The following is a 16,726-nucleotide window of genomic DNA, read 5'->3' as shown; positions in this document are numbered from 1 at the left end:
CCATCCATTCGCACATCCAAACGCCTATCCAAACGCTCTGGGGGAGCTTCATCATGCGCCGTACAATTTCGAGTCTGATGGTCCTGGGCATGATGTCGGGATGTGGTGGCGGCAACGACACGTCCGGAACGACCGCGCCAGCGGGCGATACGCAAGCGCCGGTGCTGACGCTGGCCGCGCCGGCGACGATCGAGGGCGGGCAGACCGTTGCGTTGAACGCGACGGTCACCGACAATGTCTCGACCGGGTTGACCCCGGCGATCACCTGCACCGGCGGCACGCTGACGGGTACGATGCTGGCGACGCCGGTGGTGACGGCGGCGACGACGATCACCTGCACCGCGACCGCGACCGACGCAGCAGGCAATCGCGGCAGCGCGAGCGTGTCGATCAGCGTGCAGCCGACGACGGCGACACTGGCTCCGGCAAGCGGGCTGGACACTTTGCGGGCCGGGCAGTTCGGCCTGCTGGTGGCGGCAAATCTGCCGCTGACTGAGGAAAGCTATACCGGCACGCTCGACGGCAATCCGGTTACCCTGTTGCGCGGCGGCGCCGATGCGCTGGGGTTCGCGGTACCAGGCAATCTGGCGGCGGGCGCGCACCGGCTGAACGTCACGATCGGCACGCGCAGCTACAGCTTCACGATCAACACCACGGCCGCCCCGGCAGTCGGCGACGCGAAGACCGTGGTGCGCGATGCGCTTACGGCGAGCAAGGCGTCGATCGACGCCTTGCTCGCCGCCGATGGCGCGACGATGACATCGGCCGTACGCGCGATACTGACCGATTATAGCGCCAAGCTGGGCACCGGCCTGAGCCAGATCGACGGTTTCACCGCGGCGGAGCTCGCCGATATGGCGATCGTGCTGCAAGCCAATTCGGTCACCGCCGCCAGCTTGCGTACCAACGGCGGCGCCCGACAGAGGGCATCGGCAATCTCCATTACGAGTTGCGATCTTGCCGCCGTTGCTGCGGGGGTGGCCGTGACTGGTGTGGTGGCGCTGACCATCGGTGGAAAATTGACCATCCGAACCGGCACCGTTCCCGGCGTTCTGGTCGGCGTGGTGCTGTCGCTGCCTGGGGCGATCGCGGCGGGTTATGCCGCCGGCCTCGCGATGGAAGCCGCTTATGGCCATTGTGTCGACGAAGTTTCCGCAGCGATCAAGCCGGCCGACCAGGGCCAATCGGGACGGCGGGCGAAGAACTATGTTGCCGCGATCGCCGTCGCGAACCGGACCGGTTTCAGAAACAAGGTGGCGTCCAACTTCACCGTGGAGGTCAAGAAGGCGGTCGATCCGGCGTCGGTCGGGCTGCTCGCGACAACATATTCATTGTTCGCCCAGGCGATCGGATCGCTTACCTTCGCGCCGGAAGCGCTGAAGCGCACAGTGAAGCCGTTCGTGCCCGAATATAGCGAAACGGTGCCATCGGCGCAGATCTCGCTCGGTGCCATTTCAGTGGGGACGATCGCCGGATCGAAGGGCGGGTCGGGTGATATTGTTACATTGACGTTCAAGACAACCGAGACCCAACCCGCGGAGCAGAACGTCAATTTCGATTTCGTGCTCAACAATTCCGGTGGCCAGCCGATCAATGTGCCCGCGCAGTTGATCATCGCGCTGCCCGGTGCGGACGACGCGGCGATCTCCACGACGCAGGATGAGCTGGTCAGTTCGACCGTGCAGGTGCGTGGCGCCGATACGCTGGAAGTGGTGACGCAGCCCGCACACGGCACGGTGACGCTGCGCGACAGCGGGGCGTTCGCTTATACGCCGGCGGACAGATATTTCGGCAGCGACAGCTTTACCTATCGCGCGCGTAATGCGGAGGGCGTGTCGCGCACGGCGACAGTGGCGATCACCGTCGTCCGCAAGTTCGATGGGCAGTGGAATATGACCAGCCGGACGACCACCACCAGCCAGTCGCAACCCGGCCTTTGCCCGAACGAGACCAATAGTTTCTCGATCACCGTGTCGAAGATCTCGGACACGCAATACACCACATCCTATCAGGGCTTCCCAATCACGCTGACCATGTCGAGCAAGGACGACCCAGCCGGATTGGCGGGATCGACGACCGTTACCTATGACGACGACCCCGGCCAGACGACCGAAACCGTCAACGCGCGTATTCCAGACAGCTCGCACATCACCGCGAGCGGATCGTTCAGCTATTCAGGTCCGAACAATAGCCGGTGCAGCGGAACAACATCGGTGACCGGCGTGCGGCCATAACGGGCCCGGCGGGCGGCTCTCGGCCGCGCTCACCGTCAGCATGACATCGGGGCGGCGACTTCACCATCGCCTGAACCGTGTGGGGCTGGCAGTCTTTGGGGCGACCACCGGAGGCTGCCAGCAATCCATGCCTATGCCGCCTGCGCCACGATCCATTCGCGAAACGCGCGCATCGCGGCATTTTCCGGCCGCGACATCAGCCGGGTCAGCCAATAGCGCCCGGCGGCGAGTTCGGTTGCGAAGGGCTGGACCAGCCGCCCTGCGGTCAGGTCGCGTGTGAACATGCGCGCCGGGGCGAGCGCGACGCCGCGCCCGGCGATCGCCATGCTGACCATCACCACCGAGCTGTCGAAGACCGGTCCGCGCGCTTCTGGATAAGACCGGGCTGGATAAGACCGGGCTGGATAGGATTGGGGCGGGCAGGATATCCCCGCCTGATCGAACCAGCGCGGCCATTCGTCGGCGCGGTAGGAGCGCAGCAGGGTTTCGCGCTGCAGATCCTCGACGGTTGCGATGCGTGCGGCGATCGACGGCGCACACAATGCGGTGAGCGGCGCATCCATGATCGGCTCGGCCTGCGTCCCGTGCCACGCGCCGTCGCCGAAGCGGATCGCACAATCGAGCCCTTCGCCGGCAAGATCGACCCGATTGTTATTGGTCAGCACGCGCAGATCGACCTGCGGATGGTTGCGGGTGAAATCGGGCAGCCGGTCAAGCAGCCAACCCGCCGCGAACGTGCCGACCACGCCCAGCGTCAGCACTTCACGCACGCCGCCGGGGCCGTGGCGCTCAAGCGCGATGCCGATGCGGTCGAACGCATCCTCGATGACGGGGATCAAGGCGAGGCCTTCATCGGTCAGCGCCAATCCGCGTGGCAGACGGCGGAACAGTGCGCTGCCCAGCCGGCGCTCGAGCAAAGCGACCTGATGGCTCACCGCGCCCTGGCTGACACAGAGTTCAAGCCCGGCGCGAGTGAAGTTGAGATGGCGTGCCGATGCCTCGAAGGCACGCAGTGCGTTGAGCGGGAGATGGGCGCGATCCATGCCTGATCCATGAATTCAATTCATGGCCAAGTCCAGAGAAGATGCTTTGTGAAGCGCGGGCTGGGCGGTCATTCTCCATCGCGACCTGATTGGAGGATGGATGATGAAGTTGAGGGTGATGGCGAGTGCGGCCAGTGTGGCTGGTGCGATAATGCTGCTGGCAGGTGTAGGAAGCGCGCATGGCGACGATCCGCTGACCCGGCCAATCGCGCCTGAATCTGCCAAGCGCTGGCTCGGCCCGCAGGTCCCGACGCGCATATACGGCAATAGTTATCTTGTGGGCTTTGCCGACCTTAACGTGGCGCTGATCCGCACCAGCGCCGGGCTTGTGCTGATCGACGCGGGGGTGCCGCAGGGGGTCGCAGCGGTCGAGGCGAATATCCGCCGGCTCGGTTTCCGGGTGAAGGACGTCAAATATATCCTCAGCACCGAACCGCATTTCGACCATGCCGGTGGTCTCGCCGCACTGGCGCGCGACAGTGGCGCAACGGTGGTGGCGAGCGTCGCCGCGGCGGCGGCGTTGCGCCGCGGCACGATCGGCCCGGACGATCCGCAATTCGGGCTGGTGGTGGATTTCCCCGGCGTGACGCGAGTCCGCGCGGTGGCCGATGGCGAGAAGCTGACGCTGGGCAACACGGTGATCACCGCCATTGCCACGCCCGGTCATACCGCGGGCAGCATGAGCTGGACCTGGCGGTCGTGCGAGCGTCGCAAATGCCTGAACATGGTGTTCGGATCGAGCCTGAATCCGGCATCGGCGGATGATTATCGTTACACCGATCCGGCGCATGCTTTCGTCATTGCGGGATTCCGCCGGAGCTTTGCCGTGATGCGGAAGCTGCCCTGCGACATCCTGTTCAGCGCACACCCTAGCCAGTCCGGCGGCGACGAGAAATTCACCGCGTTGCGCAAACGGCCGGTGCCCAACCCGTTCATCGACCGTGGCGCATGCCGAACGGTCGCGACGAAATTCGAAACGCTGCTCAACGCGCGGATTGCGAAGGAGGGGGTGCGTTAGGGCAATTTCGGGCGCCATTGATCCACGCCCGCCGTTCGCCCTGGGCTTGTCGAAGGGCCCGCTCTCCACGAAGGATATACCTTGTGGAGATAGGGGCTTCGACAGGCTCAGCCCGAACGGTGGGGAGGATGGTTCGCCCGTACGAAGTTCGCGCCTATTGCGCCGGCGGTCCGTCGCTGCCGGACTCACCGTGTCGCCGTCCGCCGCCCGGGCCGGGCGCGATGCGGGGCAGTTCGTCCTTCTCGATTTTGCCGTCGCCATTCTTGTCGAGCAGCGTGAAGCGGTGTTGCGCGGCGCTTTCGAATTCGCCGGGATCGACGCCGCGGTTGAAATTGGCATCGGCGACGGTGACCGGTTCGGGATAGTCGAAATAGCTAAAGCCCGCGGCGCCCTGTTTGCCTTCGGTCATACGTGCCGCGCCGCCGCCGCTGGATGAGTCGCCGCCGCCCGCAGAGTCGCCACCACCACTACCGCCCATGCCGCCGCCGCGATGGCCGCCGCCGCCACCGCCATGGCCACCACCACCGCCGCCGCGCCGCTTGCCACCGCCACCGCCGCCCGGACGGCCGCCGCCGGCCATGCCACGCACGCGGATTTCGGGGGCCATCGTGGTTTCGTAATAGTCGATATCGTCGGGGTCGATCTCACCGTCATGCTGGCGATCGAGCACTGCAAAGAAGCGCGCTGCATCGCGCGAAAATTCCTGTCGGTCGAGTGCACCGTCATGGTTGGTATCGGCGCCGTCGAACCAGCGATCGACCGGCTTGTCGCCGCGGAACGGCTCACCCATCGGGCTGATGAACAGCCGGCCATGCGGGCGCTCGCCGGCCATGCCGGGTGGGGCTGCGGCGGGCGCGCCCGGCGGCGGGGTGTCCTGCGGCTGCGCCCAGGCGGCGCCTGCTATCGTGGTGAGGGTCAGGAAAGTCAGGCAGTTCAGCAGGCTCTTGCGCATCGCGTCGGCACTCCGTCGAGTCGCCCCCGCGCGTCACAAGCGCTGGCTTCGCGGCAATTTGATGGCTGTGCGCCGGGCGTCGTTCAAACGGATGACGCGAGCGGAATGTGGTCCTGCCCGCCCCCGACCTGACCCGCCCCTGACCTGACCCGCACTTTGATCCGATCGGCGCTTTGATCTAACGCGGCTGCTCGAAGCCCTCGAGTCAGCGGTGGTCAATGCCTGTCGACGATCGTCCATCGCCCGTGCTGCGCGCCTATCTGATGCTCGTGCTGGTCATGCTGTTCTGGGCCGGCAACGCGATCGTCGGGCGCGCGGTGCGGTTCGATATCCCGCCCTTCATGCTGGCGCTGGTGCGCTGGACCGGCGCTCTGTGCATCGTCGCGCCGCTCGCCTGGCGGCATCTCGGCGCGGACCGGGCGGCGCTGGCGCGGCACTGGCAGGCGGTGCTGGTGCTTGGCCTGGTCGGCGTCGCGGCGTTCAACGCATTGCTTTATTCGGGACTGCGCCTGACCACCGCAACCAACGGGCTGCTGATCCAGGCGGCGATCCCCGCGCTGGTGCTGGCCTGCAACTTCGCTTTCTTTCGCGAGCGCGCGTCGGTGCGACAACTGGGCGGTATCGCGCTGTCGACGCTCGGCGTTGCGGTGGTGGTGTGCCGGGGCGATCCGGTGACGATCCTTGGCCTGCATTTCGGTGCGGGCGACTTGCTGATCCTGGGCGCGGTGCTCGCCTGGGCGTTTTACACCAGCCTGCTCCGGCTGCGCCCGGACGTGCATGCGCTGAGCTTCCTTGCGGTCACCTTCCTGATCGGCGCGCTGGTCATGCTGCCGCTCGCCGCGACCGAGTGGCGCGAGATCGCCGCGATCCGCTGGCGGCCGGAGATCTTTGCCGCCTTCGCCTATGTCGCGGTGCTGCCCTCGGTGATCGCCTATTTCCTGTACAATCGCGCGGTTGCGATGATCGGCGCGGGCCGGGCGGGGCAGTCGATCAGCCTGATGCCGCTGTTCGGCGCATTGCTCGCGGCGCTGCTGCTGGGCGAGCCGCTGCATGGCTATCATCTGGTCGGGATGGGGTTGATTCTAGCGGGGTTGCTGGTGGCTGCGTTGGCGAGAATACGGGGGAGTTGATGGTCGCAATTGGTGAACGGTCAAGTCCGTCGCAATAGTCGAGTGCAATAGGAATATCTGCTTTAGACCAGTTGCGGCTATTCCTCGGACGTCTAAACCAGGACCGAAGCGGACTTGTCGATTTGAAGCGGTCATCGCCTGAAGATGGGGAGTAGCGTCGTGCGCGGAGTGTTGATCGCCGACATGGTTGGATTGGTGACTGCCTGCTGGTCGCGGATGAATTATGATCGATCTCCGCAAAGTGAACTCGGGACCGACGGCAATATCACTCCGGGCAAAATCAGTGCGGCGGTCATAACATTTTTTGGCGTTGCGATGGTCATGATCGGTATCGCTTTGATCTTTTTTGGTGTGCTGGCGGCAGGCTTTATTTGTCTCCTGCCGGGCATCGCGCTGATCATTTTTATGGGGTCATCGCTTTCCGGCATGCATGACGTGAGCTGGAACTCAACGAACGTTAGTGGTCCGTCTCGGTTGTTTGGGCCAAGTCTTGGACGCAGCCGCACGACCATCCGGTGGGACGAAATTGTTTCCACCGGAAAGACCACCACCAGCTACTGGTTCATTCAATCTCGCGATGGGCGGCGAATATACTGGAGCTATCTGTATCCCGGCTATGGGAGATTTGTGGACAGCTTGTTATTGAATCGGCCGCAGATGATGCTGCCGGAAGACTTGCGCTGACAAATGGTTGCGGCGGTCGGCAGCCGACCCGGTGGCAGTCGTTCGACCGACCGTGTATGAAAGGCAATGCGCGGGCAAATCAATGCGATTTTTAGGATCGATGGCGGCGACGGAGATCAGGATTTCTTTGGTCTTTCAATGCTTGCCCGCCGAGTGTCTGAGCCGTGGTTTGGCGGTATTCTGCTGGGCGAAGAAGCGTATCTGCTACTGCTAATCAGCGGTAGGCATGCGGGCGAATATATAGCTGTAACATCACGTCAAGTTGCATCGCTTTCCGATCAGCTCGCAAATGGTCCTTTGGCAAGTGTTGTGGTGCATAGGCTGCTCCAGCCGGGCGGAAACTTTGCTCCCACCCAGGAATCCACTCCCGCTAATGGCATGGCCGCTATCGAAGCCTTGTAAGGAACCCATTATCTAAACGGCAGCTGGCCATCGATCTCGGTCGTCCGGCGGCCGGGGTCGATGCCGAAAGCGCCGGTCGGCAATCGGCCCCGTTGCAGACGTAGCTCCATCACCTGGCGTAGCCCAAAGCGGACGATGCCAAGCGATGATGGGAAGAGACGGGGCAGCCGATGAGATACGCAACCGGGGCAGAAATGGCGGTTGGCGACGAGGTCCTTGCCGACGGCATGAGCGGCGTCATCGTCTGCGACTTCGACAATCGCCGGTTCGCCAAAGGCTATGAAGACTGGGATGTTCCGACGGTCGAGATGCTTGGCGGCGGCACGTTATCAGCGGGTGTGATGGTCGAGACCAAAGAGGCAGGTTTGATCCACTATGAAAACGGCGCCAGTGGAATCGCCGCTATTCGCACGGCTCGCTCTTAGCGGAAGTCCGATTTCGCGCGAAACTTGGCGATTTGGCCTGCCGAGTCAGCCTTCAAGAATGGCTATCAGATCGGTCAATCCAATCAATATGGGCGGACTTTCCCACCCCCGCCGAGATGCGTGGGTCGGGTCGCCGGTAACGCGAACACGCAGGCATCGCTCAGCTCGCCCGACAATGATCTCTCCATGGATCATATAATGGCAATGTGATCGATAGACCGAACATTTATTCATCAGGGTTGTTTTGTATCGCTAAAAGTATATGGTCTATCCATAGACCATATCGCCATCATATGATCGATGGATTGGACAAAGATGCCCGCGACCTCGAAACATGTTTATGGCCGTTACACCCGCGAGGCGGTTATCGTGCTGGGCAAGCTTATTGCGCTGGGCCGCAAGCGCCGTCGCATGACCGCGCAAGTGTTGGCCGAACGGGTCGGCATCTCGCGCGGGACGCTGCAACGGCTTGAACGGGGTGATCCCAAGGTCGAGATCGGCGTCGTGTTCGAGGCTGCCGCGATCGTCGGCGTCGCGTTGTTCGAATCCGATCTGAAGCAGCTCACGACCCTGTCCGATCGCACCGCCGATCGGTTGGCTCTGCTGCCGAAATATGTTCGCGAGCCTGCCGATACGGTAGATGATGACTTCTGACTTGCCCCATCCGACCGAGGCGTTCGTATGGACCTGGCTTGCCGGTGCGACGGCGCCGGTGGTCGCGGGTCGGCTGATCGCGCGCGACGATATGGTGCGGTTTGCCTATGGTCGCAGCTATCTGGCGCGCGCCGATGCCCAGCCGCTTTACGAACCTGAACTGCCGCTGCGATCCGGGTTGCTGCCGCTGCCCGCAGGGATGACCATCCCGAGTGCGATCCGCGATGCCGCGCCCGATGCCTGGGGACGCCGGGTCATTCTCAACCGCGCCTTTGGCGTGAAGGGCGATGCGTTGAACGATGTGCGGCTCGACGAGCTGGTTTTTCTGCTCGAATCCGGGTCAGATCGGATCGGCGCGATCGATTTCCAGCGCTCAGCCGAAATCTATGCGCCGCGTGCGACCACCGCGACACTTGATCAATTGATGGCATCGGCGGCGCGGGTCGAACAGAATCTGCCGCTCTCGGCCGAACTGGACCAGGCATTGCACCATGGCAGCTCGATCGGCGGGGCCCGGCCAAAGGCGCTGGTCACCGCCGGTCAGCGGAAATTCGTCGCCAAATTCTCCTCGACCGGCGACGTCTATAGCGTCGTTCGGGCGGAATATGTCGCCATGCGGCTGGCGGCGCTGGCGGGGCTGAATGTCGCGGGCGTCACGCTTGAGCATGTGTCGGGGCGCGATGTGTTGCTGATCGACCGTTTCGACCGGATCGCAGCCGGCGATGACCAATGGACCCGTCGCGCGATGGTCTCCGCGCTGACCATGCTTGGTCTTGACGAGATGATGGCACGCTATGCCAGCTATGAGGATCTGGCGGAGATTGTGCGCCACCGCTTCGCCGATCCCGGCAAGACATTGCGCGAATTGTTCGGGCGAATCACTTTCAACATATTGGCCGGCAACACCGACGACCATGCGCGCAACCATGCCGCTTTCTGGGACGGCGCGGCGCTGACGCTGACGCCGGCCTATGACATTTGTCCACAGGGCCGCGCGGGCCAGGAAGCGACGCAGGCGATGCTGATCGTCGGCGACGACCGGTCCAGCCGGATCGAAACGGCGCTGGCCGCGGCGCCGCATTTCCACCTCGATGAAGCGGCGGCGACCGCGCTGATCGCGGCACAAGTCCGCGTGATCGGCGACAAATGGCACGCTGTTTGTGATGAGGCCGGGATGGGCGCGGTCGATCGCGCGTTTTTGTGGGGTCGGCAATTCCTCAACCCTTATACGACCATCGGCTTGCGCAGTGCGGCCGCGTCGCTCGACGTTCTGGTCGCCGGGGTTCGCGAAGGCCGTGACGGTGATGCGACCGGGGTCTGACCGCGCGCGACCCGATTCGAGGGCCAATGATCACAAGCCGGATATTGTCGAGTTCCCGCTTTGCTGATACATGCGGCGACGTTCCGGCACCGAGAAGAAGGAGGGCCAGTGATGATGACATCGACCGCGTACCGCCCCCTCCCCGCCGCAACGGGCCTTGGCAAACACCGCCATTAGGTCCTGAGGCCGCCCCGATCGGGCGTCTTTCCGCGACACTTTTCTCGACATTGCTATAGGAGCCGGCGCGTCCCCTGCGCCGTGTCACGAATCCATGACTCATGTTCGCAACAAGAGCCGCGCCGGCGTGATCGGTGCCGTGCTTTCCTTCACGTTCGCGCACTGGGCGCGGCAGCGTGGCCGGGCGCTGTTGATCGGCCTTGCCATCTCGGCAGCCACGGCGACCGAGATCTTCGTGCCGATGTCCGCCGGCAAGCTGGTCGACGCGCTCGCGACCGGTGCGCGCGGCGAGGCGCTGTGGCTGTTCGCGGCGATGGCCGCGCTTGGCCTGGCGATGCTTGGGCTGCGCCATCTCGCCTGGATGAACGTCGTGCCGTTCACGCTGCGGCTGATGGGCGATGTCGCCGAGGACGCGTTCGCCCGGGTGCAGCGTTTCTCCTCCGACTGGCACGCCAATGGTTTCGCAGGGTCCACCGTGCGCAAGATTTCGCGCGGCATGTGGGCGCTCGACACGCTCGACGATGTGTTGTTGCTCGCGCTGCTGCCCTGTTTCGTGGTGCTGACCGGCACCATGCTGCTGCTCGGCTGGCACTGGCCGTTGCTTGGGCTGGTGATGGGCGTGGGCGCGGTGATCTATGTCGTGCTGACGCTGGCCCTGGCGACGCGCTGGGTCGCGCCGGCCGCGTCGTTGTCCAATGGCTGGGACACGCGGATCGGCGGGCTATTGTCCGACGCGGTCGGCGGCAACGCAGTGGTCAAGTCGTTCGGCGCGGAGGCGCGCGAGGAAGCGCGGCTCGCGCGCGTCGTGACCAAATGGCAGCGCCGCACGACCCGGACCTGGGTGCGCAGCACCTGGTCGGGCACGGCGCAGATCGGCCTGTTGTGGATCGTGCGTACCGCGCTGGTCGGCAGCGCGCTGTGGCTGTGGTCGCGGGGGCAGGCGACGCCGGGCGACATCACCTATGTGCTGACCAGTTATTTCATCCTGCACGGCTATCTGGTCGATATCGGCCATTATGTGCATCAGTTGCAGCGCGCGGTGAATGAGCTGGAGGAACTGGTCGACCTGCATGGCGAACCGCTCGGCATTGAGGATGGGGCGGACGCGCGGCCGATCGAAATCGCCGCGGGCGAGGTCCGGTTCGACCATGTCACCTTCCGTTATGGCGGGCATGAAACGCCGCTCTACAACGATCTGTCGGTGACGATCCGCACCGGCGAACGGGTCGGGCTGGTCGGTCATTCGGGATCGGGCAAGACCAGCTTCGTCAAGCTGATCCAGCGGTTGCACGATGTGACCGGCGGCCGCGTGCTGGTCGACGGGCAGGATGTGCGCGACGTGACGCAGCGTTCGTTGCGCGCGCAGATCGCGATCGTGCAGCAGGAACCGATCCTGTTCCACCGCAGCCTGGCGGAGAATATCGCCTATGCCCGGCCCGGCGCAACGCAGGCCGAGATCGAGCGCGCCGCGCAACTCGCCAATGCCGATGCGTTCATCGCGCGGCTGCCGCGTGGTTATGCGACTTTGGTCGGCGAGCGCGGTGTGAAGCTGTCGGGCGGCGAGCGGCAGCGCGTCGCGCTTGCCCGCGCCTTTCTGGCCGATGCACCGATCCTGATCCTCGACGAGGCGACATCGAGCCTGGATTCGGAATCGGAAGGCTTGATCCAGCAAGCGATGGAACGGCTGATGCGCGGGCGCACCGCGATCGTCATTGCGCATCGCTTGTCGACGGTGCGGACGCTCGACCGCATCCTGGTGTTCGACCAGGGGCGGATCGTCGAAGATGGCGACCATGAGGCGCTGCTGGCCAATCCGCACGGAATCTACCGGCGGCTGTTCGACCGGCAGTCGGGTGTGATTGGGGCCGGCATTATCGGGGAAGCGGGGGAGGCAGTGCTGATCGAAGCCTGACGGCGAGGCTCAGGAGCCGGCGCACTTGTCTTCCCCGCAAAACGCCGCCCATGCCGCCGCGACCGTGCCGGCTTCCTCGGCCAATGCCTCGCGGCGGTCGTGCTTCGCGTCGTTCCAGGTCCAGGGGGCGAACCCCTCGGCGGCGAGCTGCGCGTCGATCCAGGCGTCGCGGTGCTGGCCAAGCAATTCCCATAACGACGCCGCCGCGCCGCCATTGGCGCGGACCGTCCACACCAGGCGCATCGGGCCGGAAAAATCGTTTTCGTAAAGCCCGGTAACCGCGCCGATCTCTCCGCGCACGCTGTCCAGGCCGGTCGCGGGATTCGCATGGCATAGCGAAGCAGCGCGATCGTGGAGCGCGTTCAGGTCGCGCAGCAGGGCGAACATAGCGGCGATCGCCGGTGTCGTGGTCCAAGGTGGGGCGGTCCAGGCCGGATGGAGACTCTCGCAGGTGGCGGGTGCAGGCGCAAAAGCCATAGCGGGAAGACGGGCGAGGTTGGTCGTGATCACCTCCTGGGTTGATGCGATTGATTCGATCATCATAGGAAATTTCCTATATTGTTCTTGCAATGTAGGAAAGCGAATAGGAGAACAAAAGGAGAATATTGGAGTCGAGTCGAGATGGCTGAGGCAGTAGATCAGGGCAGTTTCGAGTTGAATCGACCGCCCGCCGAATCCGAACCGGACAGTTTTGGCGGCGCCAGTGATCGACCGATCCCGACCGGCGAGGAGCGATCCGAAATCGAGCATGAGCAGTTGCTGCGCAGCGCCGCGGCGATCGCCGGCGACCAGTTGCGCGATGCGACGCAGCGCCTGTTCGAACGCATGGCGGAACAACACGGCATCTCGGTCGAGGGCGCGCGACTTGCGGCCCTGTACAGCCATGCCGAGCTGATCCGCATGGCCGCGCGGCGGGAGCGGGAGGCGCTGGCATGAGCGTCATCGCCACCGCCATGAGGCATTTGATCGACGCCGGGGTTTCCGGCGATGCGCTGTATCGCGCCATCGCCGAACTGGAGGCGGCGACCGATACGCGGTCGCCCGGCGCGCGGCGCATGGCGCGGTATCGCGCGCGTCAGGGCCAGAAGGAACAGGGCCAAAAGGAGCAAGGGGCGTCACCAAGCGTCACATCCGTCACTTGTGACGATGGTGACGATGGTGACGGTCATGCCGACCTTCCCCCCAATGATATAAACTCTAACCCCCCTTCACCCTCATCAGCTGACGCTGATGCCACCCCGCTGCTCGTGATCCCGAAAGCCGAACCACTGGCCGAGCGGGTGACCGCGGCGTGGAACCTGATGGCGGCGGCGAACGGGCTGGCCGAGGCGCGCGGGCTGTCGGTGGAGCGGCGCACGCATCTCGCGGCACGGGTCCGGGAGCATGGCGAAGCGGCGATCTTCGAAGCGATCGAGCGGCTCGGCGCGAGCGACTGGCATTGCGGGAGAAGTGAGGGGCGCGGCGATCGCGGGAAAAGCGGGCGGGGCACGTGGAAAGCGGATCTCGGCTGGCTGCTGAAAAGCGGCGACGCGTTCCTGCGGATCCTCGAACGGCCGCACGAAACCCGCCGTACCCCGGTGATGAGCGAGGCGGCGCGCGCGGCCTATCTGCGCGGGCTGGAGGACAAACCCTGGGCCGGTGCGCCGCTCCGCACGGCGGGCGCGATGGAAACAGCATGATGGAGATCGATATGACGGCAATTCAGGCAATCGTTGCTCCTCCCCTGCACGGGGAGGAACTGATCGGCCTCACGCCATGGGAATCGCGCGCTTTGGCGGCCATCGTCGACGCGGCCGAGGCGGGACGGCTGGCGCCGACCGCCGATGAACTTCAGGCGACGGTCGGGTGCGATTCGGTCAGCACCACGGTCAACATCGTCCAGCGGCTGGAGAAACGTGGGCTGATCCGGGTCGAGCGCTATCAGCGTTCGCGCCGCATCTTCGTGGTGTCGACCGGCAAGGCGACCGCGCCGGTCAACAACAAGACGCCGCACTGGCGCACCTTGCCGCGCCCCCGCTCGCTGCCCGTGCCGGCATTGCCGCATCTGCGCCAGCGCAGCCCGGACCTCGCGGCGGAGATCATCCGTGCCGCGCACAAGGAAGGGATGCGGATCGACGATTTCATCGCCGAACTGGTGTGGGCCGGCTGGCGCGCACGTGGCGCTGGGGTGGGGTGAGTTACTCCCCTCCCTGCAAGGGAGGGGCTGGCGGGTGGGCGCGCGTTCTGCGCGCTCAAACGACTCTCCGCCCCTCGCTCGAAGCGCCGGAACGGGCATCGAGCCTGCCCCGCCGCTGACCCACCCTGGCCCCTCCCTTGCAGGAGGGGAAAGAGATCGACCATGACTCCATTGCCGCCAGCTAAGCCGAAAGCCGAGCCGCCAGGCAAGCCCGATAGCGACCCGATCCGCGACGCGATCGCCGCGTTCAGACACGATCCGCTTGGCCATGCGCAGCACGTCTATCCCTGGGGCGACGGCGTGCTCACGGACATCACTGGCCCACGCGACTGGCAGCGCGACGTGCTGAACGCGATCGGAGAGCATCTGACAAACGATGCGACGCGCCACACGCCGTGCCGCATCGCGCGCGCCAGCGGGCATGGCATCGGCAAGTCGGCGCTGATCGCGATGGTGGTCAAATGGGCGCTCGACACGTGCGAGGACACTCGCGTGATCGTCACCGCCAACACCGAAAGCCAGCTGCTCACCAAGACCGCGCCGGAGATCGGCAAATGGGCGCAGCTTGCCTCGACCGCGGACTGGTTTACGCAGACCGCGACCGCGCTGGCCAGCACCGCGAAGGGCCATGGCCGGTCGTGGCGCGCCGACCTGGTCACCTGGTCGCTCGCCAATACCGAAGCGTTCGCCGGGCTGCATAACAAGGGTCGGCGCATCGTGCTGATCTTCGACGAGGCGAGCGGCATCGATGCGAAAGTGTGGGAAGTAGCACTTGGCGCGCTGACCGATGCGGAGACCGAGATCATCTTCCTCGCCTTCGGCAACCCGACGCAAGGGACGGGGCCGTTCCGCGATGTGTTCGGCAAGCTGCGTAACCTGTGGAACACCGCGCAGATCGACAGCCGTGAGGTGGAGGGCACCAACAAGGCCTATCTCGACGAACTGGTCGCGACCTATGGCCTGGACAGCGATCTGGTGCGGGTGCGGGTGCTTGGGCAATTCCCCTCCGCGTCGTCGATGCAATTCATCGCGCGCGATACCGTCGCGGCGGCGCGCACGCGAGAGGGGGCACCCGGGCTCGGCACCGATCCGGTGATCTTCGGCGTCGATTGCGCGCGCTTCGGCGACGATCATTCGACGCTGGCGATCCGTTGCGGCCGCGATGCGCGCAGCCGGCCGTGGAAGCGCTGGCATCATATGGACAGTATGAGCCTGGCCGGCGACATCGCGATGGAGGCGGGGCGGTGGCGCCCCGACGCGATCTTCGTCGATGCCGGCAATATCGGCGCGGCGGTGATCGACCGGCTGCGGCAATTGCTGCCCGATATCCTGGTCAGCGAAGTGTGGTTCGGCAGCACGCGCGTGCGTGAGGCGAGCTGGATGGGGAGCGCCCGCATCCGCGTCGCCAACAAGCGCGCCGAGATGTGGACCAATATGCGTCATTGGTTGAGCGAGGGCTGCATCCCCGATCATCAGGGGCTGGAGGATGATCTGATCGGCCCGGAATATGGTTTCGACGCGGATCAGGCAGTGATGCTGGAGAAGAAGGAACATATGAAATCGCGCGGGCTTGCCTCGCCCGATGATGGTGATGCGCTGGCGTGTACGTTCGCGGAGCCGGTGCAGCCGAGGATGTTGCCGGGGTGGCTCGATCCGGGGCGCTACCGGCGCGGGGGTGAGGAGCGGGATTTATATGCGGATTTGTCGGAGTGAGAAAATCAGACCGCAGTGAACCGGTGCCCCGGGGGGGGGCGGTGATGTCAGCGTCGCGGATCAACCCGTGCGGTTTCGTTAAAGGCTCTGAAGTCCTTATTGTTGTCTTTCACCTTCACCCGGACCGCTTGACCGGTGTCGGCCCCGATATAGGGCGCTGCCGCATAAACCAGATAGGGAAATATTGCCCGTATATCGCCCGAGCTTCCTGAACTCTCGACATCCACGCGCCAGATTTCCTGCGGCTTGCCGCCATCTGGCGTGCTCCTCATAGTGCTCATCTTCAGCCAGCGCCGATAGCTCACATACTCTCCATTGATCGGAAGCCATGTGTTCGGTTGGCCAGCGCCATTATATTGCGCTATTGAATAGGAATATTGATGATCCTTTGGGTCACCGATGCCATAGCTGACCATGATCGTTACCTTCGCCGTGCCAGCGTCGGCCGCCCGCGTCCATCCGCGCGCCGCCATCATCTTGTCGAGCTTTGCCGCGTAGGAGCGAAATTCCAGACTCTCCGCGTCAAAGCCTTTCTCGGCTACCAAGGCATAGTCCGATGGTGCGCCCTCGCTGGCAAATGCGCTGACCAGCACCTCGACGGTTTTTGCGGTGGCCGCCGTCGGCATCATGAAGATCGCCATGGCAACCAAGTGGATCAATCGCATTGGGTATCTTTCTGACTTTTCGTTACGAACGGCCTGATACTGCAAAAGTATTACGACGGCTCCACCATCGCGCCGGTGATTTGGCTGTGCCAGCGCCCGGCCGAAACGCCCTTGCAAGGCGGCGATCACTCTAGTGGTCTGAAGGGGATTAAGTAAACTGGCACCGCGACCTCAAGGGAGCAACCGTAGTACCCCTTGAGCCCGCCCCCCAAGAGCGTAA

The 16,726-nt window shown here is 64.4% G+C and carries 17 protein-coding genes; 13 read left to right on the top strand and 4 right to left on the bottom strand.

All coding sequences use genetic code 11. The features are described 5' to 3' along the window. Positions 1-53: 53 nt before the first annotated feature. Positions 54-2,234: an Ig-like domain-containing protein gene (locus tag G4G27_RS15355; protein WP_183109463.1), complete on the top strand. Its 2,181-nt coding sequence runs from the start codon at positions 54-56 to the stop codon at positions 2,232-2,234. A 131-nt stretch (positions 2,235-2,365) separates the two neighbouring features. Here the strand turns inward: G4G27_RS15355 and G4G27_RS15350 are convergent, their stop codons facing one another. Further along, complete coding sequence (locus G4G27_RS15350; RefSeq protein ID WP_183109462.1) at positions 2,366-3,277, bottom strand: LysR family transcriptional regulator; 912 nt, start codon at positions 3,275-3,277, stop codon at positions 2,366-2,368. Between the two features lie 100 nt (positions 3,278-3,377). On the opposite strand from G4G27_RS15350, the gene bla reads away from it, so the two are divergent. Further along, positions 3,378-4,295, top strand: a complete 918-nt coding sequence (gene bla / locus G4G27_RS15345; protein ID WP_244624358.1) for a subclass B3 metallo-beta-lactamase — start codon at positions 3,378-3,380, stop codon at positions 4,293-4,295. Between the two features lie 154 nt (positions 4,296-4,449). Here the strand turns inward: bla and G4G27_RS15340 are convergent, their stop codons facing one another. After that, positions 4,450-5,247, bottom strand: a complete 798-nt coding sequence (locus G4G27_RS15340; protein WP_183109461.1) for an EF-hand domain-containing protein — start codon at positions 5,245-5,247, stop codon at positions 4,450-4,452. 218 nt (positions 5,248-5,465) lie between these two features. Between G4G27_RS15340 and G4G27_RS15335 the strand changes: the two genes are divergently transcribed. From G4G27_RS15335 to G4G27_RS15305, 7 genes are all read left to right on the top strand, one after another. After that, positions 5,466-6,377, top strand: coding sequence for a DMT family transporter (locus tag G4G27_RS15335; RefSeq protein ID WP_183109460.1), 912 nt, complete (start codon positions 5,466-5,468; stop codon positions 6,375-6,377). 159 nt (positions 6,378-6,536) lie between these two features. Next, the gene (locus tag G4G27_RS15330; protein WP_183109459.1) at positions 6,537-7,061 is read left to right on the top strand and encodes a hypothetical protein; all 525 of its coding nucleotides are present in this window, start codon (positions 6,537-6,539) and stop codon (positions 7,059-7,061) included. A 66-nt stretch (positions 7,062-7,127) separates the two neighbouring features. Then, the gene (locus G4G27_RS15325) at positions 7,128-7,463 is read left to right on the top strand and encodes a hypothetical protein (protein ID WP_183109458.1); all 336 of its coding nucleotides are present in this window, start codon (positions 7,128-7,130) and stop codon (positions 7,461-7,463) included. A 170-nt stretch (positions 7,464-7,633) separates the two neighbouring features. Continuing rightward, positions 7,634-7,888: a hypothetical protein gene (locus G4G27_RS15320; protein WP_183109457.1), complete on the top strand. Its 255-nt coding sequence runs from the start codon at positions 7,634-7,636 to the stop codon at positions 7,886-7,888. A 300-nt stretch (positions 7,889-8,188) separates the two neighbouring features. Next, on the top strand, positions 8,189-8,542 hold the full coding sequence (locus G4G27_RS15315) for a helix-turn-helix transcriptional regulator (RefSeq protein ID WP_244624357.1): 354 nt from the start codon (positions 8,189-8,191) through the stop codon (positions 8,540-8,542). Next, positions 8,529-9,863, top strand: coding sequence for a HipA domain-containing protein (locus G4G27_RS15310; RefSeq protein WP_244624356.1), 1,335 nt, complete (start codon positions 8,529-8,531; stop codon positions 9,861-9,863). Before G4G27_RS15315 ends, G4G27_RS15310 begins: the two co-directional genes overlap by 14 nt. Before the next feature lie 271 nt (positions 9,864-10,134). After that, on the top strand, positions 10,135-11,952 hold the full coding sequence (locus G4G27_RS15305; RefSeq protein ID WP_183109456.1) for an ABC transporter ATP-binding protein: 1,818 nt from the start codon (positions 10,135-10,137) through the stop codon (positions 11,950-11,952). Between the two features lie 9 nt (positions 11,953-11,961). Here the strand turns inward: G4G27_RS15305 and G4G27_RS15300 are convergent, their stop codons facing one another. Then, positions 11,962-12,495, bottom strand: a complete 534-nt coding sequence (locus G4G27_RS15300) for a hypothetical protein (RefSeq protein WP_183109455.1) — start codon at positions 12,493-12,495, stop codon at positions 11,962-11,964. Between the two features lie 78 nt (positions 12,496-12,573). On the opposite strand from G4G27_RS15300, the gene G4G27_RS15295 reads away from it, so the two are divergent. From G4G27_RS15295 to G4G27_RS15280, 4 genes are all read left to right on the top strand, one after another. Continuing rightward, positions 12,574-12,888 (top strand): hypothetical protein, encoded by a 315-nt coding sequence (locus tag G4G27_RS15295; protein ID WP_183109454.1) that lies wholly within the window; start codon positions 12,574-12,576, stop codon positions 12,886-12,888. Then, positions 12,885-13,631 carry a hypothetical protein gene (locus G4G27_RS15290; protein ID WP_183109453.1) on the top strand — a complete coding sequence of 249 codons (747 nt, stop codon included), beginning with the start codon at positions 12,885-12,887 and terminating at the stop codon, positions 13,629-13,631. Before G4G27_RS15295 ends, G4G27_RS15290 begins: the two co-directional genes overlap by 4 nt. An 11-nt stretch (positions 13,632-13,642) precedes the next feature. Continuing rightward, positions 13,643-14,128, top strand: coding sequence for a helix-turn-helix domain-containing protein (locus tag G4G27_RS15285; protein ID WP_210275207.1), 486 nt, complete (start codon positions 13,643-13,645; stop codon positions 14,126-14,128). Positions 14,129-14,290: 162 nt separating this feature from the next. After that, the gene (locus G4G27_RS15280) at positions 14,291-15,841 is read left to right on the top strand and encodes a terminase (RefSeq protein WP_244624355.1); all 1,551 of its coding nucleotides are present in this window, start codon (positions 14,291-14,293) and stop codon (positions 15,839-15,841) included. A gap of 47 nt (positions 15,842-15,888) precedes the next feature. Here G4G27_RS15280 and G4G27_RS15275 read toward each other — a convergent pair whose 3' ends face one another. After that, positions 15,889-16,635 carry a hypothetical protein gene (locus G4G27_RS15275; protein ID WP_183109451.1) on the bottom strand — a complete coding sequence of 249 codons (747 nt, stop codon included), beginning with the start codon at positions 16,633-16,635 and terminating at the stop codon, positions 15,889-15,891. Positions 16,636-16,726: the final 91 nt, after the last annotated feature.

This window comes from Sphingomonas sp. So64.6b, assembly GCF_014171475.1.
In the GTDB taxonomy this organism is placed as follows: Bacteria; Pseudomonadota; Alphaproteobacteria; order Sphingomonadales; family Sphingomonadaceae; genus Sphingomonas; species Sphingomonas alpina_A.
This window is presented reverse-complemented; position numbering and strand designations above follow the sequence as displayed.